The organism is Kitasatospora sp. NPDC022856 (assembly GCF_055561235.1).
In genome coordinates, this window is sequence record NZ_JBVHHE010000006.1 from 133,375 (window position 1) to 154,639 (window position 21,265).

Annotated in this window: 21 protein-coding genes and 1 pseudogene; 14 read left to right on the top strand and 8 right to left on the bottom strand. The window is 72.7% G+C overall.

Going from position 1 to position 21,265, the window contains the following annotated elements; translation table 11 throughout:
- Nucleotides 1-174: 174 nt before the first annotated feature.
- A complete protein-coding gene (locus ACZ34W_RS09580; RefSeq protein WP_465602934.1) occupies nt 175-1,701 on the bottom strand; it encodes a recombinase family protein in 1,527 nt (508 codons plus the stop codon).
- Nucleotides 1,702-1,731: 30 nt separating this feature from the next.
- Here ACZ34W_RS09580 and ACZ34W_RS09585 point away from each other — a divergent pair.
- Nucleotides 1,732-1,881: pseudogene (locus ACZ34W_RS09585) on the top strand (NCS2 family permease); the annotation flags it as partial.
- A gap of 77 nt (nt 1,882-1,958) precedes the next feature.
- Here the strand turns inward: ACZ34W_RS09585 and ACZ34W_RS09590 are convergent.
- Nucleotides 1,959-2,408 carry a VOC family protein gene (locus ACZ34W_RS09590; RefSeq protein WP_329489182.1) on the bottom strand — a complete coding sequence of 150 codons (450 nt, stop codon included), beginning with the start codon at nt 2,406-2,408 and terminating at the stop codon, nt 1,959-1,961.
- Nucleotides 2,409-2,539: 131 nt separating this feature from the next.
- Between ACZ34W_RS09590 and ACZ34W_RS09595 the strand changes: the two genes are divergently transcribed.
- Together ACZ34W_RS09595 and ACZ34W_RS09600 are read left to right on the top strand one after the other, a co-directional pair.
- Complete coding sequence (locus ACZ34W_RS09595) at nt 2,540-3,463, top strand: DUF4231 domain-containing protein (RefSeq protein WP_329489183.1); 924 nt, start codon at nt 2,540-2,542, stop codon at nt 3,461-3,463.
- Nucleotides 3,464-3,649: 186 nt separating this feature from the next.
- Nucleotides 3,650-5,362: a hydrogenase maturation protein gene (locus ACZ34W_RS09600; protein ID WP_465602936.1), complete on the top strand. Its 1,713-nt coding sequence runs from the start codon at nt 3,650-3,652 to the stop codon at nt 5,360-5,362.
- Between the two features lie 101 nt (nt 5,363-5,463).
- Here ACZ34W_RS09600 and ACZ34W_RS09605 read toward each other — a convergent pair whose 3' ends face one another.
- Nucleotides 5,464-6,246, bottom strand: a complete 783-nt coding sequence (locus tag ACZ34W_RS09605) for an MHYT domain-containing protein (RefSeq protein ID WP_329489185.1) — start codon at nt 6,244-6,246, stop codon at nt 5,464-5,466.
- 351 nt (nt 6,247-6,597) lie between these two features.
- Nucleotides 6,598-7,002, bottom strand: coding sequence for a VOC family protein (locus ACZ34W_RS09610; protein ID WP_329489186.1), 405 nt, complete (start codon nt 7,000-7,002; stop codon nt 6,598-6,600).
- Between the two features lie 246 nt (nt 7,003-7,248).
- Between ACZ34W_RS09610 and ACZ34W_RS09615 the strand changes: the two genes are divergently transcribed.
- The 7 genes from ACZ34W_RS09615 to ACZ34W_RS09645 all read left to right on the top strand — a co-directional run bounded on the left by ACZ34W_RS09615 (nt 7,249) and on the right by ACZ34W_RS09645 (nt 14,407).
- On the top strand, nt 7,249-7,971 hold the full coding sequence (locus tag ACZ34W_RS09615; RefSeq protein WP_329489187.1) for a WXG100-like domain-containing protein: 723 nt from the start codon (nt 7,249-7,251) through the stop codon (nt 7,969-7,971).
- Nucleotides 7,968-8,957, top strand: a complete 990-nt coding sequence (locus tag ACZ34W_RS09620; protein WP_329489188.1) for a nucleic acid/nucleotide deaminase domain-containing protein — start codon at nt 7,968-7,970, stop codon at nt 8,955-8,957. Before ACZ34W_RS09615 ends, ACZ34W_RS09620 begins: the two co-directional genes overlap by 4 nt.
- 36 nt (nt 8,958-8,993) lie before the next feature.
- On the top strand, nt 8,994-9,554 hold the full coding sequence (locus tag ACZ34W_RS09625; RefSeq protein ID WP_329489189.1) for an SUKH-4 family immunity protein: 561 nt from the start codon (nt 8,994-8,996) through the stop codon (nt 9,552-9,554).
- Between the two features lie 16 nt (nt 9,555-9,570).
- A complete protein-coding gene (locus tag ACZ34W_RS09630; protein WP_329489190.1) occupies nt 9,571-10,407 on the top strand; it encodes a nucleic acid/nucleotide deaminase domain-containing protein in 837 nt (278 codons plus the stop codon).
- Between the two features lie 66 nt (nt 10,408-10,473).
- Nucleotides 10,474-12,294: a hypothetical protein gene (locus tag ACZ34W_RS09635; protein ID WP_465602939.1), complete on the top strand. Its 1,821-nt coding sequence runs from the start codon at nt 10,474-10,476 to the stop codon at nt 12,292-12,294.
- Between the two features lie 41 nt (nt 12,295-12,335).
- The gene (locus ACZ34W_RS09640) at nt 12,336-12,770 is read left to right on the top strand and encodes a MarR family winged helix-turn-helix transcriptional regulator (protein WP_329489192.1); all 435 of its coding nucleotides are present in this window, start codon (nt 12,336-12,338) and stop codon (nt 12,768-12,770) included.
- 134 nt (nt 12,771-12,904) lie between these two features.
- A complete protein-coding gene (locus tag ACZ34W_RS09645) occupies nt 12,905-14,407 on the top strand; it encodes an MFS transporter (RefSeq protein ID WP_465602942.1) in 1,503 nt (500 codons plus the stop codon).
- Nucleotides 14,408-14,455: 48 nt separating this feature from the next.
- Here the strand turns inward: ACZ34W_RS09645 and ACZ34W_RS09650 are convergent, their stop codons facing one another.
- Complete coding sequence (locus ACZ34W_RS09650; RefSeq protein ID WP_465602944.1) at nt 14,456-14,974, bottom strand: GNAT family N-acetyltransferase; 519 nt, start codon at nt 14,972-14,974, stop codon at nt 14,456-14,458.
- Between the two features lie 44 nt (nt 14,975-15,018).
- Between ACZ34W_RS09650 and thpR the strand changes: the two genes are divergently transcribed.
- Nucleotides 15,019-15,606 (top strand): RNA 2',3'-cyclic phosphodiesterase, encoded by a 588-nt coding sequence (gene thpR, locus ACZ34W_RS09655; RefSeq protein ID WP_465602946.1) that lies wholly within the window; start codon nt 15,019-15,021, stop codon nt 15,604-15,606.
- 62 nt (nt 15,607-15,668) lie between these two features.
- Here thpR and ACZ34W_RS09660 read toward each other — a convergent pair whose 3' ends face one another.
- Nucleotides 15,669-16,319, bottom strand: a complete 651-nt coding sequence (locus ACZ34W_RS09660; protein ID WP_359803798.1) for a TetR/AcrR family transcriptional regulator — start codon at nt 16,317-16,319, stop codon at nt 15,669-15,671.
- An 84-nt stretch (nt 16,320-16,403) separates the two neighbouring features.
- On the opposite strand from ACZ34W_RS09660, the gene ACZ34W_RS09665 reads away from it, so the two are divergent.
- On the top strand, nt 16,404-17,171 hold the full coding sequence (locus ACZ34W_RS09665) for an SDR family oxidoreductase (RefSeq protein WP_329489197.1): 768 nt from the start codon (nt 16,404-16,406) through the stop codon (nt 17,169-17,171).
- Between the two features lie 209 nt (nt 17,172-17,380).
- Here the strand turns inward: ACZ34W_RS09665 and serC are convergent, their stop codons facing one another.
- Both serC and ACZ34W_RS09675 read right to left on the bottom strand, forming a co-directional pair.
- Nucleotides 17,381-18,499, bottom strand: a complete 1,119-nt coding sequence (serC, locus tag ACZ34W_RS09670) for a phosphoserine transaminase (protein ID WP_329489198.1) — start codon at nt 18,497-18,499, stop codon at nt 17,381-17,383.
- 133 nt (nt 18,500-18,632) lie between these two features.
- A complete protein-coding gene (locus tag ACZ34W_RS09675) occupies nt 18,633-19,733 on the bottom strand; it encodes a citrate synthase 2 (RefSeq protein WP_329489199.1) in 1,101 nt (366 codons plus the stop codon).
- Nucleotides 19,734-20,149: 416 nt separating this feature from the next.
- Here ACZ34W_RS09675 and pdxH point away from each other — a divergent pair, with 416 nt between their 5' ends.
- Complete coding sequence (pdxH, locus tag ACZ34W_RS09680; protein WP_329492207.1) at nt 20,150-20,782, top strand: pyridoxamine 5'-phosphate oxidase; 633 nt, start codon at nt 20,150-20,152, stop codon at nt 20,780-20,782.
- Between the two features lie 201 nt (nt 20,783-20,983).
- The gene (fxsA, locus tag ACZ34W_RS09685) at nt 20,984-21,169 is read left to right on the top strand and encodes an FxSxx-COOH cyclophane-containing RiPP peptide (protein WP_329489200.1); all 186 of its coding nucleotides are present in this window, start codon (nt 20,984-20,986) and stop codon (nt 21,167-21,169) included.
- Nucleotides 21,170-21,265: the final 96 nt, after the last annotated feature.

The following is a 21,265-nucleotide window of genomic DNA, read 5'->3' on the forward strand; positions in this document are numbered from 1 at the left end:
GGCTGTGGTTCCGACCCCCGAAGAGTGGGCCCGTGAGCACATGAAGCGAGCCCCGGAGCGAACTGCGGAGTGGCGACGGCAGATCGCCGAGATCTACGGGCTGGCCTCGTCCTGAACCCTGCAAGTCGAAAGTGGCGGACCGCGACATCTGCGGCCCGCCACCTCGGCGTGTGGTCAAGCACCTACCAGGGCCGGAGGGTGCTCCCTCCAAATGGGCTCGATCTTGCTGGGGTCGAAGATCCGGCTGCCCGGTCGGGTCGGGTGGATCACCACGGCAATCAGGCTCTGTCCTACGGCGGCCTGGCGCTGTTCAAGGCTGAAGTCGGGGCTCGCCCACTGCTGGCGCAGGTTGGGGATCGCCTCCACGCGCTGAGTGCGGACGGCCTCGTGGCGCTGCTGCTCGTTCTTCAACTTCCGCTCGTCCGACTCCAGATCGCCCAGGAGCGGGAAGTAGGTCGAGCCGCTGATGGTGTTGGCGCGGTACTGCTGGCCCAGCTCGGTGATCTTCTGACGGACGATCTTGAGTTCGCCTTCCCTGTCCCACGGCGGCAGCTGCTCCACCGCTCGGAGTGAGGCGCGTTCGTGGTCCTGGATGACCAACTCCGTGATGTAGCGGTCGACCTCGCCACCCTGGCGCGTGCATCCGCCGCATCCTCCTTCGGTCTTCGCGCGGCACCAGTAGACGTGGCCGCTGCCGCGGACGCCCCCGCGCATGTGGCCGGTGCACTTTCCGCAACGGACGAACGGGGACAGGAGGTACTTGGTGGTGTGCCCTCGGCCGTCGCGGGGATTGACGCGTGGCCCGTAGGAGCGGAGAAGCGGTTGGATGCTGTCGAACACCTCCTTGGTGGTGGCGGCCTCCCAGTCGCCGCGCACGTACTCGCCGTTGGCGTCGAGGAGCACCTCGCCCTTGTAGGTCCGTGCCCCGTACAGCCGGGGGTTCGTGAGGATCTGCTCAAGGGTGCGGGTCATCCACGGCTTGCCGGTCACGGTCAGCTCACCGCGTTCGTTCCACTCCCCGACGATGGTGGAGGGCTTCTTCTTTCGCCGGACCTTCTCGACGGCTTCGAGGATGTTCTTCAGCTCGGCCGGCCGCAGGGTCTTCTTGTCCTCCTCCCAGCCGTACGGGCGGTTCGCACCGCCGGAGTTGCGTCCCTTCAAGGCCGCCTTGCGCTTGCCGTTGGAGATCCGCCGGGAGGTGTTGCGGGACTCAAGGTTGCGCTGGTTGACCTCGTTGCGGGCCATGGCGATGCCCGCGTCCGTGGTGAGGTCGAGGAAGCCGGTCACAGACACGACGAACACCCCGTGCCGCTCGACCAAGTCGATCAAGTCTTCGAGGTCTCGGGGGTCGCGCATGCCCCGGTCGATGTTGGACAGGGCGAGCGCGTTCGCCTCGCTCCGCCGTAGCTCGGCGATGATCGAATCCCACTTGGGGCGGATCACCCGGTAGACGAAGGTGCCGTCGGGCAGGCGGATGCGCTTCTTCTTGAAGGCTGAAGTGTCGTTCTCCAGTTCCTCGCGCTTCACGCGCCCGCCGATGCCGGCTACCTCGGCGCGAAGGTCCTCCATCTGGTTCTCGACCTGCTCGCCGGTGCCCTCGGAGTCCTCCGACTCGCGGGCGTACAGGATCCAAACCAGCTGGTCAGGGTCGATGTCCAGCTCTGTGCGTCCACCGAAGCGACGCGGTGAGAATGCAGCCATGCCGACCTACTACCCAAGACGATGGTGGCTTCCATCACCAACGGCATCGGCTTCGGTTTCATCGCCTTCTGCGTCCTGCGGCTCGCCGCCGGGCGCGGCCGCGAGGTGCCGATCGCGATGTACGCGGTCTCGGCCGTCTTCGCCTTCTACTACCTGATGCCGGCCCTCGGCCTGCTCTGAGCCGTGGTGCCCCGCCGGGCCCCTCCCCGCTTCGTGCGGGGAGGGGCCCGGTGCGTTCGCGGGGGCCGGGGCACTCCCTAGTGGACGCAGAACTCGTTGCCCTCCGGGTCCTGCATGACCGTCCAGGAGCCGCCGGGCTCGTCGACCGCGCGCAGGACGGTGGCGCCGAGGGCCTCCAGCCGTTCCACGGTGGCGTCGCGGGCGTCGGGGCCGGGGTGGAGGTCGAGGTGGAGGCGGTTCTTGGCGGTCTTCGCCTCGGGGACCTGCTGGAAGAGCAGGCGGCGGCCGAGGCCGGTGCCGCTGACCGGGTCGAAGGGCTCGTCGGGGTGGCGGACGCCGGCCAGGGTGCGCCAGGCGGCGCGGCCGTCGGTCTCCGTGACGAGGTCGGGGGTCACGGCGCCGGCCGCGAGCAGGCGGGCGATCAGGGCGCTGTGGTCCTCGACGGTGTAGTCGAGGGCGGCGGCCCAGAAGGCGGCCTGGCGGTGGGGGTCGGCGCAGTCGATGACGAGCTTCCAGTGCAGAGGCATGTAACCCGTTATATCGGTTACCTGACGTGCGATCAATGACCGACCTGACGGACCTGCCAAAAATGGCACTGTGTAGGGCAGTTGGCGGTGGGCATACTGCCTGGACGGGAGACGGGGAGGGGGCTCTACCGATGGTGCAACAGGATCCGCCCGGGGGAGACGAGGCGAGGCTGCTGCCGGAGCTGTTCCGGACGGCGGACCAGGCCTCGCTGGACGGTCAGCGCGAGACACTGCGCTGGTACCGGGGGCTGATCGGGATGCTCGTGATCGCCGCGGTGGTCGGCTCGCTGCCGGGGCCCGAGCACCGGGGGGACAGCGACATCACGCCGCTCTTCTCGGTGGTGGCGTTCCTGGTGGCCGGCTACTTCTGGTCACGGCTGCGCCGCAGCAACCCGCAGGGGCGGTGGTACGAGGCCCGGGCGGCGGCCGAGTCGGTCAAGACGCTCGCCTGGAAGTACTCGATGCGGGCCCGGCCGTTCGACGGCGAGGCGGAGTCGGCGGAGGTGGACCGCGGCTACCTGCTCCAGATGGAGGACGTGCTGCACGCCTTCGAGGACCCGGAGATCGTGCCGCCGGACACCACCGTGGAGATCACCCCGGAGATGCGCCGGGTGCGCGCCGAGAGCCTGGTCGCGCGGCGGACGTTCTACCTGCGCACCCGGGTCGAGGGGCAGCGCACCTGGTACCGCTCGCGGGCCGAGGCGTGCGAGACGCAGGCGGTCTCCTGGGGGCTGGGGATCGCCGCCCTCATCATCATCGGGGCGGCGGCGGCGATCGCGCAGGCGGTCGGCGCGCTGCCGGTGCACGTCTTCGGGGCCAGCTCGGCAGCGGCCGCCGCGGTGATCGCCTGGACCCAGCTGAAGCAGCTGCGCCCGCTGGCCGCCGCGTACCAGCTGGCCGCGCGCGAGCTGGAGAACGTCGGGAACCAGCTCTCCGACCTCGATCTGAAGGCCCCGGACGCCGAGGCCCGCTGGGCCCGGCTGGCCGCCGAGGCGGAGGACGCCGTCTCGCGCGAGCACACCACGTGGCGGGCCCGGCGCGCCTTCCCCCGGTGAGCGGCCGACCCGGTGTGGAATCGGGAGGTCGTGAGGAGATCGGGCGAAATGTACGGGGTGCTGTCGGCACAGGTGTGCGAGGTGGGTGAGGGTCGGCCGGAGAAGCGCCGTCCGTAATCGTTACGTGTCCATGCCCTGGTTTCATCGCCTCCGCGCACGACGTCAGTCACTGCCCGGAGGCCCCCTTTGCGCGTTCTTCTGATCGCCACCGCGTTCAACAGCCTGACCCAGCGCGTCCACACCGAACTCCGCGAGCGCGGTCACGAGGTGGCCGTACAGCTCGCGCTCGGCGACGAGCCGGTCCGGGCCGCCGTGGCCCGGACCGACCCCGAGCTGATCATCTGCCCGATGCTCACCAAGGCGATCCCGGAGGACGTCTGGTCGACCCGGACCGTCCTGATCGTGCACCCCGGCCCGAAGGGCGACCGGGGTCCCTCCTCGCTCGACTGGGCGATCACCGAAGGCGCCGAACGCTGGGGGGTGACCGTCCTCCAGGCGGTGGAGGAGATGGACGCCGGGGACATCTGGGCGTCCGTGGACTTCCCGGTGCGGGCCTGCGGCAAGAGCGAGCTGTACCGGGGCGAGGTCGCGGACGCCGCCGTGGAGGCGGTGCTGCTCGCGGTGAGCCGCTTCGAGGGCGGGCTGTTCACGCCCGAACCGCTCGACTACGACCGGCCGGACGTGGGCGGCCGGCTGCGGCCCTTCCTCAAGCAGGAGGCCCGCCGGATCGACTGGGAGGCCGACGACACCGCCACCGTGCTGCGCAAGCTGCGCGCGGGCGACTCCCAGCCGGGCGTGCTCGACGAGCTGTACGGGCGCGAGTACTTCCTGCACGGCGGCCACCCCGAGGACGAGCTGCGCGGCGCCCGGCCCGGCGCGGTGATCGCCCAACGGGACGGCGCGATCTGCCGGGCCACCACGGACGGCGCGGTCTGGATCCCGCAGCTGCGCCCGCGGCGGACGCCCGGCGGGCCGGCCACCTTCAAGCTGCCGGCCGCGACGGTGCTCGCCGACCACCTCCACCGGGTCCGCGAGGTGCCGGTCACCCCGGCCTCGGCGGCCGGCCGGGACACCTGGTCGGAGATCCGCTACCACGAGCGGGAGGACGTCGGTTTCCTCGAATTCTCCTTCGCCGGCGGGGCGATGAGCACCGAGCAGTGCCGCCGGCTGCTGGCCGCCTACCGGGAGGCGGCCGACCGGCCGACCTCGGTGCTGGTGCTCGGCGCGGCCCGGGACTTCTTCTCCAACGGCATCCACCTCAACGTGATCGAGGGGGCGTCGTTCCCGGCGCTGGAGTCCTGGGAGAACATCAACGCGATGGACGACCTGGTCGAGGCCGTGCTGACCACCACCGACAAGCTCACCGTCGCGGCGCTGGCCGGGAACGCGGCCGCCGGCGGCCTGATGCTGGCGATCGCCGCCGACGAGGTCTGGTGCCGCGAGTCGGCCGTGCTCAACCCGCACTACCGGCTGATGGGCCTCTACGGGTCCGAGTACTGGACGTACACGCTGCCCCGGCGGGTCGGCGCCGAGCAGGCGGAGCAGCTGACCACGCAGACGCTGCCGGTGGGCGCGGCCCGGGCCGAGCGGCTCGGCCTGGTGGACCGGACGGCGGGCGGCGGCGCGGCCGAGTTCCGGGGCTGGGTCGAGCGGGAGGCGGCCGCGCTGGCCGGCTCGCCGGAGCTGACCGGCCGGCTGGTGGAGAAGAAGCGCCGCCGGGCCGAGGACGAGGAGGCGCGGCCGCTGGCCGACCACCGGACGGAGGAGCTGCGGCGGATGCACCGCAACTTCTACCGGGAGGGCGAGCCCTACCACCGGCTGCGGCGCGACTTCGTGCACAAGGTCTGCCCGGTGGCGACGCCGGAGCACCTGACGGGACTGCTCGGCCGACCGGAGTAGCGGGCGGCCGCGGTGCGACCGGCCGGAGTGGGACCGGCCGGAACGAGGACGGTCCGGTGGGGGCGTCGCGCCGGGGCCGGCGCCCCCACCGGACCGGGCGCTCAGCGCCCGCGGCCGGCCAGCGGGGCGGCCCGGCCGATCAGCACCGGCTGCGCGTTGAGGGTGCCCCGGCTCGGCGAGACCGCGAAGGCCAGCGAGCCGAAGAAGATGTAGCAGCCCAGCCCGACCACCAGCGGGAAGATGAACTGGAGCGCCATCACACCGCCCTGGGTGCCCTGTTCGGCGTCGAGCCGGACGGAGACCGCCGCCATCCCGGTGTAGTGCATGGCGCACACCGCGACGCCCATCACCGGGGCGGCGGCCAGGACGGCGACGGTGCCCTTGATGTTCAGCGCGGCCCAGAGCGCGGCCGTCGCCGCGAAGATCGCGATGGCGACCGAGAGCCCCACCGTGGTGTGGTCGTAGCCGAGGTGGCCGGGCAGGACCATCGCGGCCATGCCGAGGTAGTGCATCGCGGCCACCCCGAGGCCGGTGGTGAGACCGCCCGCGAGCAGCGCGGTGCGGGGGTGGCGGCTGTAGCCGACGGTGAAGATGCCGAGCCCGACCACCGCGATCGCGACGAGCAGGCTGAGCACGGTCAGGCCCGGGCGGTAGGTGATCTCGGCCCCGGTGACGGAGAAGCCGAGCATCGCGATGAAGTGCATCGACCAGATGCCCGCGCCGAGCGACGTCGACGCGAACAGCAGCCAGTACGTCCGGGTGCGGCCCGACGAGACCAGGGCCCAGCGGGCGCTGCGCAGGGCGACGAAGGCGCCCAGACAGGCGACGAAGTACGAAACCGCCGGCGTCACCCAGCCGAGGTCGGCATGGTGGATCTCACCCACGAGGAACTCCTGGACGGATTGGGGGAGGACGGACGCCAGGATCGGGCGGACTCGTCGGCCGGGAACGGCCGGTCATGGATGGCGGCAGTGCCGGGACGCGGCACGTGCGGCGTCGTGGTCCTGCCCGGGGGAAGCCTGGCGTGTGGTGCCCCTGACAACGGGGGACAGTAACCACTACCGGTGAGTCGCACAATGTTCGATCATTTGGTGAAATCGCAGGTCAGAGCCGTCCTTCACGCGATCGGCAAGATCTCGCCACCAAGCCCTGACGCCGCCTGCGCACGCACACGGGCCCTGCGCATGTGCCGTCCGGGCCCGCCGCGGCGCCGGCGTCCGGCCGCCGGGGCGCGGTCACTCCAGGGGAGCTAGGCCGAACGGGTGGCCGGCCGGGTCGATCAGCACCCTGAGCGTGCGGCCGTGCTGGAACTGCGGCTCGGTGGCCCCGAGCGCGAGTGCCCGGGCGGTGGCCTCCTCCAGGTCGTCGACGTAGAAGTCCAGGTGGAAGTGCTTGCTGCCGTCGGGTTCGGTCCACGGCTCCTGGCGGTACCCGGCGACCCGCCCGAACCCGAGCGGGCTGCCGCCCTCGGGGTTGTCCAGGATGGCGAAGCGCTCGTCCACGTGCCTGGTCTCCCACCCGAGCAGCTCACCGTAGAAGGCGGCCAGCGCGACCGGGTCGGCGCAGTCGATGGTGACCATGGCGAGGCGGGCGAAGCCGGTGTCGTTCTGCTCGGCCTGCTCAGCGGCGACGTCGGTCATTTCTGGTCGGCCCTTCTACTGAGGGGTGGTGCCGGGGCCCGCGTGGATCGGGCCCCAGAACCAGCATCGCACCGGGAGTCACGGAGGGCGCGGCCGGTGGTGCGGGGGGCTCGTGTCCGGCGCCGTGCGCCGTGGAGCCGGGTGGATCGCTACAGAATCAGGACGTTTCCGCCACTGTCGGTGGGATGCGGGATGTATAAACTTTCGACGATATCGAAGGATTGTTGTTAACCGGGGGGTTCTCCAATGGCGATCGAGCTGCCGAGCGAGGTAGCGACGCTCCTGGACTTCATCGGCATCCACTGGCCCTCGGTCAACGAGGACAAGGTCCGTGAATTCGGCGAGCACGTCAAGGAGTTCGCGAAGGGCCTCGAAGACCTGCACGCGGACTCGACGGCGACGGTCCATCAGCTCGGCGGGGCGTACGAGGGGGCGTCCTACGAGGCGCTCATCGCCAAGTGGGCGCTGATGTCCGACAAGCACTTCAACGAGGTCGTCCAGGCGGCCCACGTGGTGGCGAAGGCGCTGGACACCGCCGCCGACGTGATCGTGGCGATGAAGCTGGAGGCGCTCGGCGAGCTCATCGTGCTGGCCGCCTCCTTCGTCGCCGCCCAGGCCGCCGCGGTGGCGACCTTCGGCCTGGCGGAGGCCGGGGTGATCGCGATCCAGCAGGCCGGGCGCAAGCTGATGTCCTACCTGGCGCACCAGTTGGAGGACCACATCGTCTCCGAGGTGATCGAGGCGGCGATCACCCCGCTGGTGGAGATCGTCTCCGGGGCGGTGGCCGGGTTGGTGTTCGAGGCCGCCGAGGCCGCGCTGAGCGGCGGTGGCGGGTCGGGGGGAACCCAGTTCAAGATCAACCCTGACGCGGTGGAGGCGCACGCCAAGGCCCTGCACGAACAGGCCGAGAAGGTGGCCCAGCACGCGCAGGTCTTCAGCAGCCGGGTCGCGGGGGTGAGTTTCGCGTGACGGACCCGATCGTCAAGGCCCTGGAGAAGGGCGCCCAGAAGCTCGGCAAGGCGCTCGCCGACGACATGGGCAAGGCCGCCAAGAAGATGTACAAGCAGGCCGGCGACAACCTGTCGAAGGCTGCCAAGCACCACAAGGACAACGACTCCGGCAACGCCCACACCTTCGACGAGAAGAACAAGGACAAGGCCGCGCCGCCGCCGAAGGCGGGCAGCAGCGGCGGCGACGGGCCGAAGACGCCGCCCCGGAAGTACTACGTCCACGACGACGGCCGGGTCCAGGAGATCAAGGACGGCAAGTTCGTCGACGTCGACGGGAGCGACAAGTCCCTGAAGACCCTGCTGGACGGGGCTTCGGAGAAGGTCAAGGACCCCTCCCCGGACGACCTCAAGGACAAGTACCACGCGAAGAAGTACAAGAAGTCCGACAAGGACGAGGACGGGAACCCCAAGAAGGACGAGAAGGTCCCGAGCAGCCGGATCGACGCTCCGACCCCGCTCTCCCGGGCCGTCGAGGAGGCCCGCCGGGCCCAGGGCGACTACGGCGGCAAGAACTACGCGGCGCTCCGGTACAAGCACCCGGACGGCGACGAGATCATCCTGGTCGGCCGCAGCGGTGACCGGAGCCACTCCGAACGGTCCATCGGCAAACCGCTGCTCGGCGGCCGGGAGGACCACGTCTCCGAGTTGTACACCGAGCGGGCCCCCTGTCAGGCCAACGAGAACTGCGAGCGCTGGCTCGGCCGGCACTTCCAGCCCAAGAACCCCGACCTCGACGTGAACTACGGCGTGGAGTACGACAGCAAGGTCCCCACGAAGAACCGGGACTGGGGCCACCGGGCGTACCTGGACCAGCTCCACCAGGATCACACCGCGGGCCAGCATGGTGGCACGATGGGCACGAAGGACTTCGACGCGCAGGGGCAGCAGGACAAGGCGGCCCACGAGACGAAGCACGTGGCGAAGAAGGCGAAGCATGGACAGTAGGGCAGTTGGCGGGCGGACCGAGAGGACGGATGACCGGTGCTGGTAGGGATCGACTGGCCCCGGGTCGTCGCCGAGGCCGCGCCCGGCGACCTGTTGAGGTTCAAGCCCGACGAGGCGGCCCGGATCTGGCCGGACGGGGACGGCGCCCGCTTCGTGACGGAGATCGGGGTGCCGTTCTCCAACGGGCTGTTCCGGTTGCTGGAGGAGCTCGCGGACCGGCGGCCCGAGAACCCGGACTGGGCGTTCGCCCGGCCGCTGACCGATTCGCTGGTGGAGACCGAGCACGGCACGCTGCGCCAGTTGGGCGAGTTGTCCAGCGCGTTCGTGTTCGTCAACCTCGACGACGGGACGATCTGGGTCTGCGACCCGGACGCCGACGAGGAGTACCAGCTGATCCACCGTGACATCTCCTCGCTGGCGTACCTGGTGTACAAGATCGCCATCGAGCGGCCGCGGCCCGAGGAACGGCCGACGCCGTACGACTGGGCCGATGCCGAGGAGTACATCCGGGAGGGCATGGGCCGCTGGGACGATCTGCCGTTCGGCAGCGAGGCGGAGTTCTGGAACTCCTTCCTCGACTTCTACCAGACGACGTGAGAGGGCCGGTGCGGACATGGACGACGAGCTGACGGCGGCGCTTACGGCGCACTTCGGGCCGCGGGGGCTGCGCAGCCTGTCGGTCGCGCCCGCCGGGCCGCTGCGCGACCCCGGACTGCCGCTCCAGGTGGGGCCGTACTTCCGGGCCGCCGAGGAGTCCGATCCGCTGTCGCTGGGTGAGTACGCGGCCGGGGCCGGGCTGGAGGCCGGAGCGTCGGCCGCCCAACTGCGGATCGGCACCGACGGCGGGGCCGAGCTGTTCTTCGCCCCGGACCGGTCCGTCCGCGCGCTGCTGCTGGGGTCCGAGCCGGCGGAGCTGCCGGTCGCCTCGACGGTGGAGGCGTTCGCGGCCGGGCTGCTGCTGCTGGACCGGTACCTGCCGGCGGTCGCCGCGTCCGACCGGCCGGAGGCGGCCTTCGCCGCCTACCGGGAGCTGCGCCAGGGGCTGCTGGCGGCCGACCCGGCCGCCTTCGAGGACCGCGAGGGCTGGTGGCCGCGGGTGCTGGACGACCTGCGGCGCCCGCTGAACGTCGACTCCTCGGCGGCCTTCGAGGTGGCCGACGAGCAGGGCGGGACGCGGATCGAGACGGCCATCGGCGGCCCCGGCCTGCTGCACCCCGAGGAGGTGCTCTGGCACCGCCTGCGGGCGGAGGGCGTGGAGCCCGAGCAGGTGGTGCGGGTCTACTGCGAGCTGGAGCCGTGCATGATGCCCGGGCACTACTGCGCGCGCTGGATGGCGGCGGAGTTCCCGCAGGCGGAGTTCACCCACGGCTTCGACTACGGGGAGACGGCCGAGTCGCGCGAGAGCGGGATCAAGGCACTGATGATCAGCCTGGCCGAGCGGCAGGGCTGAGCGGTCGGGCCGCGCGGGGAGGCCCGAGCGGTCGGGCCGCGGTGGAACCAGGAGAGGGAAGCGGGAATGGTGCGGGACGGGCGACGGATGCCGCCGCTGGGGGCGGGGCGCAGGGCGGCCGGACTGGCACTGCTCGGCTGGCTGGACGACATGCGGGCACCGCGGCTCTGCCGGGTGGCGGGGCCGCCCGGGGCCGGCAAGTCGCACCTGCTGGCCTGGCTGGTCCGCGGCTGCACGACGGACGAGGCGCCGGGCGAGCGGCGGATCCACGCCGTGCTGCCCGCCGCCGGGGCCACCCTCCGGACGGCCGTCTGGTCGCTGGGCCACCAGCTCGACCTGGTGGCGCACGCCCCGGGGCCGCTGATCGAGGCGATCGCGGCGGACAACCGCCCGACCCTGATCTGCGTCCCCGAGCTGGACGGGGCCGACGACCCGGCCGGCCTGGTGACCGGGCTGCTCGACCCGCTGCTCCGGCTGCCCGGGGTGCGCCTGGTGGTCGAGGCGGCGACCGGGGGCGCGGCGGCCGGGGCGTTCACCGCGGTGCCCGCGCCGGCGGTGCTGGAGCTCGGCGATCCGCAGTGGACGGACCGGGAGCGGTTCGCGCAGTGGGCGGCGGCCCGGGGCGGCGACGCGGGCGCTTACCCGCTGCCCGGCCCGGTCCTCGGGACGCCGGCCGCTCCGCCGGTGGTGCCGGCCGGTGCCGATCTGCGGTCCGCCGGCGAGGAGGCGCTGTCCGCGCTCTGGACGGCGGCCGCGGCCGGTGGCGACCCCGGCCCGCTGACCGCCGATCCGCTGCTCTACGCGCTGGCCCGCCCCGTCCCGGTGACGGCGGCCGTCGAGCGGCGGGACGACGCGCTCGGCCGGGCCTGGCGCGCCGCCGGTCCGGCCGTGATCGAGGAGCCCGACCCGGCCGTCCGGGCCGCCGTGCTGCGGACCAGGCTGCTGGGCGCGGACACCGCCGCCGCGGCCGCCGCGGCCGTCCTCGCGCAGTTGCCCGCGCCGTGGTCCGGGCGCTGGGCGCGCTGGGAGGGCACCGACCGGGACTGGCCGGGCCCGGCCGTCGCGGTCACCGCCGGGGTCGGGCCGTACCTGTCGCAGGTGCTGGTGGCCGATCCGACCGGCGCGGTGCGGACCTTCGACGTCGCCACCGGCCGCCGGGTCGGTGCCGTGGTGGTGCCGTCCCCGCGCCCGCTGCGGGGGCTGGCCGTGACGGCCGGCGGTTCCGTGGTGCTGCTCGACGCCTGGGGCCGGGCGGAGCTGGTGGTGCCGGCCGAACCGCGGCCGGGGCTGGACGGATACGGGCTGATGGCGGCGCTGGACGCGGTCCGCGCGGTGGCCGGCGGTCCGGGCGGCGGTCTGAGCGCGGTGGCCGCGATCGGCGGGCTGGCCGACTCCGCGCCCGCCTTCGGCGACGCGGCCGGCGCCGTGCACTGGTACCAGGACGGCGCGGTGGTGAGCGAGCGGCTGCACCAGGGGCCGGTCACCGCGCTGGCCGGCGCCGCGCTCGGGGGCGGACCGCTGTCCGATCCGGAGATCCCGCTGCTGGTCAGCGGCGGTTTCGACGGCGCCGTCCGGCTCTGGGGCCCGCGCTCGGCGCCGATGCCCGAGCCGTCCGACCGGCGCGGCTGCCCGGTGACGGCGGTGGCCGCCGGGGCGACCGCGGCCGGCCCGGTGGTGGCCGCGGCCTGGTCCGACGGGCTGGTCCGGGTGCGCGACCTCGGCACCGGCGGGGTGCTGGACGTGCGGACGGGCTCCGAGGTCTGGTCGCTGGCACTGGCCGGGACGCTGCTGGTGCTGGGCATGCCGGACGGCCTCGCCGCGGTGGACACCCGGCCCCGGCCGCACGGGGCCGGGGCCCCCGCCGTAGGGCTGCGGGCCGGCGCCTGAAGCAATTTTCATTAGCGAGAGTAATGACATAGACTAAGGACATGCCCGAGATGTCCGAGCAGGACCTCGCAGCCGTCAGTCAGCTGCGGTCGTCCACCATGCGCCTCTCCCGCCGCCTGCGTCACCAGCGGGTCGAGGAGTCGCTCAGCCCTACCGAGATGGGGGTGCTGGGCACCCTCGCACGCTGCGGGAAGGCCACGCCGGGTGAGCTCGCCCGGAAGGAGCACGTGCAGCCGCCCTCGATGACCAGGATCGTCGCGATGCTGGAGGAGAAGGGCCTGGTGCGGCGGGAGCCGCACCCGGAGGACCGCCGTCAGGTGGTCGTCAGCAGTACCGAACAGGCGGAGGTGATCCTCGCGGAGAGCCGCCGCCGGCGCAACGCCTGGCTCGCCGAACTCGCCGAGGGTCTCGACGAGGAGGAGTGGGCCGCCCTGCGGGCGGCCGCGCCGGTGCTCTACAAGCTCGCACACCTGTAAGACACGCTCGGGGCCCAGCCGTTCCGGTCAGCCGCCGGAGGACGAAGGAGAACCGCATCACCGCAGCACCGACCACCGAAACCAGGAGCGCGACGACCCCCTGCCGGGTCGTCGCGCCGCGAGGGGAGAGCACCGTGACACCGCCGGCCGCAGCCAGCGCCGCCATCCGCACCGACGAACCGACCACCGAACCCGCCGCGGCCACCGCCGCGGCCGCCGACGCCCAGGCACCCGCCCCGACGGGGCCGGCCGGCAACGGCGACGACGACCCCGACGAACGCACCGCGGCGGTCACCCCCGCCGCTCAGGAATCCCCGACCGGAGCCCGCTTCACCCGGCCCGGAGGGATGTTCTCCTCACTGCGCGTCCGCAACTACCGTTACTACTTCGCCGGCCAGGTGGTCTCCAACACCGGTACCTGGATGCAGCGGATCGCCCAGGACTGGCTGGTCCTCAGCCTCACCGGCAGCCCGCTCGCGGTCGGCATCACCACCGCCATGCAGTTCCTGCCGATGCTGCTGCTCGGCCTCTTCGGCGGCGTGCTCGCCGACCGGATGCCCAAGCGCCGGCTGCTGATCTACACCCAGGGCGCGATGGGCCTGCTCGCCGCGGGCCTGGCCGTGCTGACCGTCGGCGGCGTGGTGACGCCCTACTACGTGTACGCGTTCGCGCTGCTGCTCGGCCTCGTCACGGTGGTCGACAACCCGACCCGGCAGGCCTTCGTCTCCGAGATGGTCGGTCCCAAGGACCTCGCCAACGCGGTCAGCCTGAACGCCGCCAACTTCCAGACCGCCCGGCTGGTCGGCCCCGCCGTCGCGGGCCTGCTGATCGCCGCGGTCGGCAGTGGCTGGGCCTTCGCGGTGAACGCGCTCTCCTTTGCCGCCGTGATCGGCGGGCTGCTCGCCATGCGGTCGTCCGAACTGCGCCCCACCGCGCCGATCGCCCGCGAGAAGGGGCAGTTGAGGGAGGGGCTGCGGTACGTCAAGGAGCGGCCCGAGCTGCTCTGGCCGATGGTGCTGGCCGGCTTCATCGGCACCTTCGGGTTCAACTTCCCGACGCTGCTCTCCGGTTTCGCCCACGACACCTTCAAGGTCGGCGCCGGGCAGTACGGCCTGCTGAACACCGCGATGGCGGTCGGTTCGCTGGCCGGCGCGCTGCTCGCGGCCCGGCGTGGCGCGCCCCGGCTGCGCCGGCTGGTCGCCGCCGCGCTGGCCTTCGGCGCGCTGGAGGTGCTGGCCGCCTTCGCGCCCGACTACTGGTCGTTCGCGCTGCTGCTGACCCTGATCGGGGTCTTCGGGCTGAGCTTCAACACCTCGGTCAACTCGATGCTCCAGCTGGGCACCGACCCCGCCATGCGGGGCCGGGTGATGGGCCTGCTGGTCCTGGTGTTCACCGGCGGCACGCCGATCGGCGCGCCGGTCGTCGGCTGGGTGACGGCCTCGTACGGGCCCCGGCTCGGGCTGCTGGCCTGCGGGTTGGTCTCGGCGCTGGCGGCCGGCACGGTCGGTCTGGTGCTGGCCCGCAGTGCGGACCTGAAGGTCCGGGTCGATCTGCATCCGGGTCGCGGCGGGCGGGTGGTCGCCTTCGTTCCGCGCACCGTCGCCCCGACCAAGTCCGAGCTGGCACCGGCCTGCTGACGGCTCGTCTCCCCGGAGCGCACCGCGTGGTGCGCCCCGGGCGCGGGGTCAGAGCCGGATCTCCAGGATCTGGCCCCGCCAGGGCCTGCCCTTGTACTCGGACTCGAAGGCCTCGGTCTCGGTGAAGCCGAGCGCCCGGTACTGCTCGACCAGACGGCGGTCCTCGCTCGCGAAGCAGTCCACCCGGAGCAGGCCGATACCGCGCCGGCGGGCCTCGTCGAGGGCGTCGGCGATCAGCGCGGCGCCGATGCCGGAGCCCTTCAGGGAGCGGTCGGTGACCAGGTTGCGGACGTACAGCTCGCGCTCGTCCACGGGGGTGGCGTAGGCGCTGGCCTGCTCGGACAGCACGCAGCAGCCGATGGTGCGGCCCTCGTCGTCCGTCGCGAGCCGGATCAGGAACGGCTCGGCGGTGTACCCGTCGATGCGGTCGATCAGGGCCGGGACGCTGCTCCAGGGCCGGTCGCCCCACTGGTCGGCGCGGCCCCGCTCGGCGAGCCAGGCCACCGCGCCGTCGAGCAGGGCGAGGATGTCGGCGGTGTCGGCGCGGCCGCCGGTACGGATCTTCATGAAAAGGTTCTAACCCAAACCGGGCGGCGGGGGAAGATGAGTCCATGAGGCTCTTCGTGGCGGTGCTGCCGCCGGTCGAGGCGTTGCAGGGGCTCGCCGACGCGGTCGCCCCGGTGCGGGCCCTGCCGGGGGCGGACCGGCTGCGCTGGACGGCCGTCGAGGGCTGGCACCTGACCCTGGCCTTCCTCGGCGAGGTGCCGGCGGAGCGGCTGCCGGAGCTGGAGGCCGGGCTGGCGGCGGTGGCCGGGGTGCACGGGGTGCACCGGCTGCGGCTCGCGGGCGCCGGGCGGTTCGGCGACCGGGTGCTCTGGGCCGGGGTGGAGGGCCAGGCGTGGGCGCTGCGGCGGCTCGCCGAGGCCGTGCACGAGGCCACCGCGGAGGTGGCCGGTGAGGTCGACGCGTTCACCTTCCACCCGCATCTCACCCTCGCCCGGGCCGGCTCCTCCCGGGGGCACCGGCGGGCGGCGCAGCGGGGGGCGGTGGCCGAGCTGGAGGCGCTGGAGTCGGCGCTCGGCGGGTACCGCGGGCCGGAGTGGGAGGCCGCGGAGCTGCACCTGGTGAAGAGCGAGCTCGACGGCGGCTTCGCGCACTACGAGACGGTCGCCTCCTGGCCGCTGGCCCGCTGGAGCTGAGGCGGGCCCGGGGGTGGCGGCCCGCTGGGGGCCGGGCCGCCGGCGCGTGCGTGGTGGCCCGTTCAGGGCCAGACCCGCATCGCGTCGGCGGCGACCCGCTCCAGCTCGGCCCGGTCGGCGCCGTCGCGGGCCCGCTGGGACATCCCCTGGAGCACGGTGGCGGTGAACTGCGCCAGCGCCGCCGCGTCAGCCCCGGCGGGTTCGCGGCCGGCCGCGATGTCCGCCCGGATCAGTGACTCCAGCGCGCGGACGTTGGCGTTGCGGATCTCCCGGAGCGCCTGTTCGACCTCGGGGGACGTGCAGTTCACGGCCGAGCTGATCAGCAGGCAGCCCCAGGGGTGCTCCGGGTCGGTGGCCTCGGCGGCGGCCTCATGGAGCATCCGGGCGATGCCGGCCCGGGCGGTGGGCTCCTCGGCGAGCGCGCGGGTCGAGTAGGCGCCGTGGCTCTCCCGGTAGCGGGCGACGACCTCCGCGAAGAGCGCGCGCTTGTCGCCGAAGGCCGCGTACAGGCTCGGCGGGCGGATGCCCATGGCGGAGGTGAGGTCGGCGACCGAGGTCGCCTCCCAGCCGCGCTCCCAGAACAGCCGAAGGGCCTGCTCCAGGGCGGCCTCGCGGTCGAAGGAGCGGGGGCGTCCGCGCCGAGCTGTGCCGGTGCCCGCGTCGGAGGGCGGGACGGCGGCTGCGGCGGCTGGGGTGGCTGGGTCGGGGGCCATGCCTGCCATTCTATATCGAACACTACAGAAGCTCTGGTACGGTTCATTTCATTAGCGACCGCTACAGAAATAGGGGGCGTGGCCATGGGCACGCTTGCGGGCAGGACGGCTCTGGTGACGGGCGGCAGCCGGGGGATCGGGCGAGGCATAGCCGAGCGGTTGGGACGCGACGGGGCGCTGGTCGCCGTCCACTACGGCCGTGACGCCGAGGCGGCGGCGCGGGTCGTCGGGGTGATCGAGCGGGCCGGCGGCCGGGCCTTCGCGATCGGCACCGAACTGGGGGTGCCCGGTGACGCGCGGGCGCTCTGGGCGGCCTTCGACGCGGGGCTCGCCGCGCACGGCGGCGGCGAGGGCCTGGACATCCTGGTGAACAACGCCGGGATCGGTCAGAACGGGCGGATCCACGAGGTCGCCGAAGCGGACTTCGACCGGGTGTTCGCGGTGAACGCCAAGGCGCCGTTCTTCATCGTCCAGCATGGCCTGGGCCGGCTGCGGGACGGCGGCCGGATCGTCAACGTCTCGTCCGGGGTCACCCGGGTCGCGTTCCCGTCGGCCGTCTCCTACGCGATGACCAAGGGGGCGCTGAACACCCTCACACTGACGCTCGCCGAGGAGCTCGGGCCGCGCGGGATCACCGTCAACGCGGTGCTGCCGGGCATCGTCGACACCGACATCAACCCCTGGCTGGCCGACCCGGCGGCCCGGGCCGGGGCGGCCGGCCACTCGGCCTTCGACCGGGTCGGTGAGGCGGCCGACGTGGCGGACATCGTGGCCTTCCTGGCCTCCGACGACGCCCGCTGGATCACCGGGCAGAATCTGGACGCCACCGGCGGATCCAACCTCGGGGTCTGACCGCCGACGGGTCGCGGGTACGCTCGATGACCGTGGATCCCAAGACTCGCATGCGTATCGTGACCGGCGCCCTGGTGCTGCTGCTGGTGGTCGTCCTGATCAGCTCGCTCGTCAACAGGTAGCGCGAACAAACGGAAGGGCCACCGCCCGCAGGCGGTGGCCCTCACGCGTGTGCCGGCCCGCTCAGGGCCGTGCGACCGTGCCGGTGCTCAGAGCTGCTCGACCACGTAGTCGATGCAGGCGGTGAGCGCCTCGACGTCCGCCGGCTCGATGGCCGGGAACATCGCGACGCGCAGCTGGTTGCGGCCGAGCTTGCGGTACGGCTCGGTGTCGACGATGCCGTTGGCACGCAGTGCCTTGGCGACGGCGGAGGCGTCCACCGCGTCGTCGAAGTCGATCGTGCCGACCACCTGGGAGCGCTCCGCCGGGTTCGCCACGAACGGGGTGGCGAACGACGACTTCTCGGCCCAGCCGTACAGCCGGGAGGAGGAGTCGGCCGTCCGGGCGACCGCCCAGTCCAGGCCGCCGTTGCCGTTCAGCCAGTCCAGCTGGTCGGCCAGCAGGAACAGGGTGGAGATCGCCGGGGTGTTGTACGTCTGGTCCTTCGACGAGTTGTCGATGGCCGTCGGCAGGTCGAAGAACGGCGGGATGTAGCGGCCGGAGCCGGCGATCTCGGCGGCGCGCTCCAGGGCGGCCGGGGAGAACGTCGCCAGCCAGAGGCCGCCCTCGGCGGCGAAGGACTTCTGCGGCGCGAAGTAGTAGACATCGGTCTCGGTGATGTCGACCGGCAGGCCGCCGGCGCCCGAGGTGGCGTCCACCAGGACCAGCGAGCCCTCGTCCGCCCCGGCCGGGCGCCCGATCGGCATCGCGACACCGGTGGAGGTCTCGTTGTGGGTGAGCGCGTAGACGTCCACGCCCGCCTCGGCGACCGGCAGCGGGTGGGTGCCCGGGGCGGTCTTGATCACGGTCGGCTCGCCCAGCCAGGGCGCCGCCTTGACCGAGGAGGCGAACTTGGAGGAGAACTCGCCGAAGTCGAGGTGCTGGGACTTCTCCCGCACCAGGCCGAAGGCCGCGATGTCCCAGAAGGCGGTGGAGCCACCGTTGCCGAGAACCACCTCGTACCCCTCGGGGAGGGAGAAGAGGCTGCTCACGCCCTCGCGCACGCGCTTGACCAGGTTCTTCACCGGGGCCTGGCGGTGCGAGGTGCCGAGCAGGGAGGTCTCGGTGGCGGCGAGGGCACTCAGGGCCTCGGGGCGCACCTTGGACGGGCCGCAGCCGAAACGGCCGTCTGCGGGCTTGATGTCAGCGGGGATCTGGATCTGAGCCACGGGCGGCAGCCTACCGGCCGCGATTGCGGAAGTGTTACGGCAGTCCGCCCGCTGAGATGCGATCTTCACGGCTGCGAGCTGCGGAAACAGCGGGTCCGACGGAGCGTCGGACCCGCTGCTCACCAGCGGTTTCTCAGTGCGCGATGGCCTCGAAGCCCTCGATGTCGCGCGGGCTGCGCGGGGCGGGGCCGATGTAGCGCGCGGCGGGGCGGACGAGCCGGCCCGTGCGCTTCTGCTCCAGGATGTGCGCCGACCAGCCGGCGGTGCGCGCACAGGTGAACATCGAGGTGAACATGTGCGCCGGGACCTCGGCGAAGTCCAGCATGATGGCGGCCCAGAACTCGACGTTGGTGGCCAGCACGCGGTCGGGGCGGCGGTTGTGCAGCTCCTCCAGCGCGGCCTTCTCCAGCGCCTCGGCGACCTCGAAGCGCGGCGCGCCGAGCTCCTTGGCGGTGCGGCGCAGCACGCGGGCGCGCGGGTCCTCGGCGCGGTAGACGCGGTGGCCGAAGCCCATCAGGCGCTCGCCCTTGTCCAGCGCGTTCTTCACCCAGGCCTTGGCGTCGCCGGTGCGCTCGATCTCCTCGATCATGCCGAGCACCCGGGACGGCGCGCCGCCGTGCAGCGGGCCGGACATCGCGCCGACGGCGCCGGAGAGCGCGGCCGCGACGTCGGCACCGGTGGAGGCGATGACGCGGGCGGTGAAGGTGGAGGCGTTCATCCCGTGCTCGGCGGCGGACGTCCAGTAGGCGTCGATGGCCTTGACGTGCTTCGGGTCCGGCTCGCCGCGCCAGCGGATCATGAAGCGCTCGACGACCGTCTCGGCCTTGTCGATCTCGCTCTGCGGGACCATCGGCAGGCCCTGGCCGCGGGCGGACTGCGCCACGTACGAGAGGGCCATCACGGCCGCCCGGGCGAGGTCGTCACGGGCCTGCTCGGCGGAGATGTCGAGCAGCGGCTTGAGGCCCCAGACCGGGGCGAGCATGGCGAGGGCGGACTGCACGTCCACCCGGATGTCGCCGGAGTGGACCGGGATCGGGAAGGGCTCGGCGGCCGGCAGGCCGGGGTTGAACTTGCCGTCCACCAGCAGGCCCCAGACGTGGCCGAAGGAGACGTGGCCGACCAGGTCGTCGATGTCGACTCCGCGGTACCGCAGGGCGCCGCCTTCACGGTCGGGTTCGGCGATCTCGCTCTCGAAAGCGACGACTCCCTCAAGCCCGGGTACGAAGTCGGACATGCGACGGCTCCTTCAGCTCTGTGATCGGCGGGCCGCCGTGGTGGGGCGGTACGCCAGTGACCGAATGGTGTTTGGCACTCGGTGCCAGCCTGACAGGCACGGGGTGCATTGCGCCATACACCACGGTGGTGATGTTTCCCGCAGGACCGCTCGACCTTCACCTGAGGGCCGGTCGCGCCCGGCGATTCTCCGGAATCAATCATCGGTTTCCGGACAATTGCCTGTAGCTCGGACGGCCGAGCGGTGGCGAGACACCTTATCTCCCACGGGGGTTTGTCCGGAGGTAGCGGTGCCGGTTGCTTGTCGTACGGGATGATGTTGACGTGCAGACCCCGGAACGCGCCCAGTCGACGCCCCCGAGCCCCGCCTCCCGGATCCTGGCCGAGGAGGCCCGGCCCGGGCCGGACCTCACCGTGATGCGCAAGCACTACACCCACGAGGGCCTGGTCGAGGGGCAGCTCGCGGCCGACCCGGTCACCCAGTTCACCCGCTGGTTCCACGAGGCGGACGACGCCGGCGTGGTGGAACCCAACGCGATGGTGCTCTCCACCGCCGACGCCGGGGGGCGGCCGAGCTCGCGCACGGTGCTGCTGAAGGGCTTCGACCGGCGCGGCTTCGTGTTCTTCACCAACTACGGCTCCCGCAAGGGCACCGAGCTGGCCGTCAACCCGCAGGCGGCCCTGCTCTTCCCCTGGGTGGCGCTGGCCCGCCAGGTGATCGTGCAGGGCCGGGTGGAGAAGGTCGGCCGGGACGAGACCGCCGCCTACTTCCGCACCCGACCGCACGGCTCCCAGCTCGGCGCCTGGGCCAGCGAGCAGTCCAGCCCGGTCGGCAGCCGCGAGGTGCTGGAGCAGCGGTACGCGGAGCTGGAGCGCCGCTACCCGGAGGGCGAGGGGGTGCCGGTCCCGCCGTTCTGGGGCGGGTACCGGGTGGTCCCGGAGAGCGTGGAGTTCTGGCAGGGCCGGGAGAACCGGCTGCACGACCGGCTCCGCTTCCTCGCCGACCCGTCGGCGCCGACCGGCTGGCGGGTCGAGCGGCTCTGCCCCTGACCGCCGGGGGGGCGGCCGACGCCGCCGTCGTGGCCGCCGCGCCGGGTGTCGTCGACCCCGCCCCGGCCGGGAAAGGGCCTGGCGCGGCGGCGCAGCACAGCTGATGGCCCGTCATGCGCGGGTGTAGGATGCGCGTCGCGGACCGGGTCGACTCCCCGGGGCCACCAGCCCGCTGGGCCGAGCAGATCGAGTGAGGGACTGATGGGCGTCACCGGTGCGGGAACCGCCGTTGGACTCGGCTCTGACCTGGTCGACGTCACCGCCCTGCCGCTGGACGAGATCGACGCCCTGCCCGACACCGTCCTCGGCGACCTGCTGCGCCGGGTGGTCGCGGACGTCCTGGCCCCCGGCGCGGAGCCGGTCGCGGCCTTCCAGTCGTCCCTGTAGTCCCGGAGCCACGAGCTTCGCCGACTCCCGGGCGCGACCGCGGAGTTCGCGACATGCTGGGGAGGACAGCAGCGCAGTCGCGGCACCGTCGGGCCC

Bases quoted from the DNA above. Each gene is read 5' to 3' on its own strand.
- ACZ34W_RS09580 (WP_465602934.1), bottom strand. From the start codon at position 1,701: ATGGCTGCATTCTCACCGCGTCGCTTCGGTGGACGCACAGAGCTGGAC.
- ACZ34W_RS09590 (WP_329489182.1), bottom strand. From the start codon at position 2,408: ATGCCTCTGCACTGGAAGCTCGTCATCGACTGCGCCGACCCCCACCGC.
- ACZ34W_RS09595 (WP_329489183.1), top strand. From the start codon at position 2,540: ATGGTGCAACAGGATCCGCCCGGGGGAGACGAGGCGAGGCTGCTGCCG.
- ACZ34W_RS09610 (WP_329489186.1), bottom strand. From the start codon at position 7,002: ATGACCGACGTCGCCGCTGAGCAGGCCGAGCAGAACGACACCGGCTTC.
- ACZ34W_RS09615 (WP_329489187.1), top strand. From the start codon at position 7,249: ATGGCGATCGAGCTGCCGAGCGAGGTAGCGACGCTCCTGGACTTCATC.
- ACZ34W_RS09630 (WP_329489190.1), top strand. From the start codon at position 9,571: ATGGACGACGAGCTGACGGCGGCGCTTACGGCGCACTTCGGGCCGCGG.
- ACZ34W_RS09635 (WP_465602939.1), top strand. From the start codon at position 10,474: ATGGTGCGGGACGGGCGACGGATGCCGCCGCTGGGGGCGGGGCGCAGG.
- ACZ34W_RS09640 (WP_329489192.1), top strand. From the start codon at position 12,336: ATGCCCGAGATGTCCGAGCAGGACCTCGCAGCCGTCAGTCAGCTGCGG.
- ACZ34W_RS09650 (WP_465602944.1), bottom strand. From the start codon at position 14,974: ATGAAGATCCGTACCGGCGGCCGCGCCGACACCGCCGACATCCTCGCC.
- thpR (WP_465602946.1), top strand. From the start codon at position 15,019: ATGAGGCTCTTCGTGGCGGTGCTGCCGCCGGTCGAGGCGTTGCAGGGG.
- ACZ34W_RS09660 (WP_359803798.1), bottom strand. From the start codon at position 16,319: ATGGCCCCCGACCCAGCCACCCCAGCCGCCGCAGCCGCCGTCCCGCCC.
- ACZ34W_RS09665 (WP_329489197.1), top strand. From the start codon at position 16,404: ATGGGCACGCTTGCGGGCAGGACGGCTCTGGTGACGGGCGGCAGCCGG.
- ACZ34W_RS09675 (WP_329489199.1), bottom strand. From the start codon at position 19,733: ATGTCCGACTTCGTACCCGGGCTTGAGGGAGTCGTCGCTTTCGAGAGC.
- pdxH (WP_329492207.1), top strand. From the start codon at position 20,150: ATGCGCAAGCACTACACCCACGAGGGCCTGGTCGAGGGGCAGCTCGCG.
- fxsA (WP_329489200.1), top strand. From the start codon at position 20,984: ATGGGCGTCACCGGTGCGGGAACCGCCGTTGGACTCGGCTCTGACCTG.